This is a genomic window from Chamaesiphon sp. OTE_20_metabat_361 (assembly GCF_031364565.1).
This window is the reverse complement of record NZ_JANLWO010000662.1, coordinates 1-2,295: the sequence shown is the minus strand read 5'-3', so window position 1 is coordinate 2,295 and position 2,295 is coordinate 1. Positions and strand designations below refer to the sequence as shown.

Genomic DNA, 2,295 nt, shown 5'->3' with positions numbered 1-2,295 from the left:
CGACAACTCGCGGTGAGACTTATACTCTAGAGTTAAAAGGTTTGGATCGCCAGATTTTGCTCATCGATACCCCTGGTATCTTAGAAGCCGGAATTGAGGGCACTCAACGCGAGGCGATCGCTAGAGAGCTAGCCACATCTGCGGATCTGTTATTATTTGTCGTAGACAACGACCTGCGATCGTCAGAATATACCCCCCTCATGGCACTAGCCGAAATCGGCAAGCGATCGCTCCTAGTGTTTAATAAAACCGATTTATATCCGCCACCCGATCGCGATAAAATCGTCACCCAGCTCCAACACCGCGTCCAGAGCGAGATCGAACCTCAAGATGTCATCGCGATCGCCGCAAACCCCCAACCAGTCCGCCTCGAATCGGGTGAAATCTTCACTCCAGACCCTGACATATTCCCCCTAATCCGCCGTCTCGCTGCCGTTCTCCGCGCCGAAGGAGAAGATTTGGTCGCCGACAACATCTTGCTCCAATCCCAACGCTTAGGAGCCGAAGCTCGCGAGCTAATCGACGATCAACGTCGTCGTCAAGCCGATCGAGTCGTCACGCGATTTCAATGGATCGGTGCTGGTGTAGTTACAGTTACCCCCTTACCCGTCGTCGATTTTCTGGCTACCGCTGCGATCAATACCCAAATGATTATCGAAATCGGCAAGATTTACGGCTGCGATCTCGATAAAGCCGCCGCCCAAGAATTAGCTCTCTCTCTGGGTAAAACCCTAACTAGTCTGGGTATCGTCAAAGGTGCGATTCAACTTTTATCGACCGCACTCACGATCAATGTGACTACCTACGCCCTCGGTAAAGGGATTCAAGGACTTACCGCCGCATATCTGACACGGATTGCCGGACGCAGTTTTATCGAATACTTCCGTCAAGATCGATCGTGGGGTGATGGCGGGATGGCAGAAGCCGTGCAGCAGCAATTCCAATTAAATCGCAAAGATGAATTCCTACAAGCCTTTATCCAGCAGGCGATTAGCTCTGGTACTGTCAAGCTGAAAGAAACATTCTCGATCGTCGATCGAAAATAGATCCAGTAAATAAGTAGTCTTGGTCAATTACATTCGGCAATAGCCGGGAATTATAGCGTGAATACCGATCCTAGTGGCACGATCGAAATCACTACAATAAAGAAGTAATTGCCGTGAATTTGTCCGTCACGCCAATTACTTATATAAAATTTTATTCCCCGTCGCATTATGCAACCAAACAACCCCCAACAATTTACCGAAAAAGCTTGGCAGGCTGTCACCAATACGCTGGATATTGCCAAAGCTTGCCAACAGCAACAGATGGAGTCAGAGCATCTTCTCAAGGCTCTACTCGAACAAGATGGCTTAGCCACAAGTATTCTTGCCAAGGCGGGAGTCAATCTCAACCAATTTCGTCAAGAACTGGAAAACTATCTTCAAAAGCAGCCCAAAATCTCTGGGACAATTAGCTCCGTATATTTAGGGCGCAGTATTGATACATTGCTCGATCGGGCCGATCGGTATCGCAAAGATTATGGCGATGACTATATCTCGATCGAACACCTATTACTAGGATATCTCCAAGACGATCGCTTTGGCAAACAACTTTTTGCTGAATTTAAGTTAGATGAAACTAAACTCAAAGCGATCGTTTCCCAAATTCGCGGCTCCCAAAAAGTCAACGATCAAAATCCCGAGGGTAAGTATGAATCACTCTCTAAATACGGACGCGATCTGACTGATTTTGCCCGTCGTGGTAAACTCGATCCCGTGATCGGCCGCGATGATGAAATCCGGCGGACGATTCAAATCTTGTCCCGCCGGACTAAAAATAACCCCGTCCTGATTGGTGAACCTGGAGTCGGGAAAACGGCGATCGCTGAAGGTTTAGCCCAGCGGATTATTAGTGGCGATGTCCCCCAATCGCTCAAAGATCGCACCTTGATTTCCCTCGATATGGGTGCCCTGATTGCGGGTGCCAAATATCGCGGTGAATTTGAAGAACGCCTCAAAGCGGTGCTCAAAGAAGTCACCGAATCTCAGGGGCAAATTATCTTATTTATCGATGAAATTCATACCGTCGTTGGTGCGGGTGCCACTCAAGGTGCGATGGATGCTGGCAACCTGCTCAAGCCGATGATGGCGCGGGGTGAGCTACGGTGTATCGGGGCGACTACTCTTGATGAATATCGCAAATACATTGAGAAAGATGCCGCCTTAGAACGCCGGTTTCAACAAGTATATGTCGATCAACCGAGCGTCGAAGATACGATCTCGATTTTGCGCGGACTCAAAGAACGTTATGAAG

At 48.6% G+C, this 2,295-nt stretch carries 2 protein-coding genes; both read left to right on the top strand.

The window, feature by feature from the left end:
• Positions 1–1,046 (top strand): GTP-binding protein (locus tag RMO35_RS18990; protein WP_309743145.1); only part of this gene is annotated, 1,046 nt, incomplete at its 5' end.
• 168 nt (positions 1,047–1,214) lie between these two features.
• Positions 1,215–2,295: Clp protease N-terminal domain-containing protein (locus tag RMO35_RS18985; protein ID WP_309743143.1), on the top strand; the 1,081-nt coding region annotated here is incomplete at its 3' end.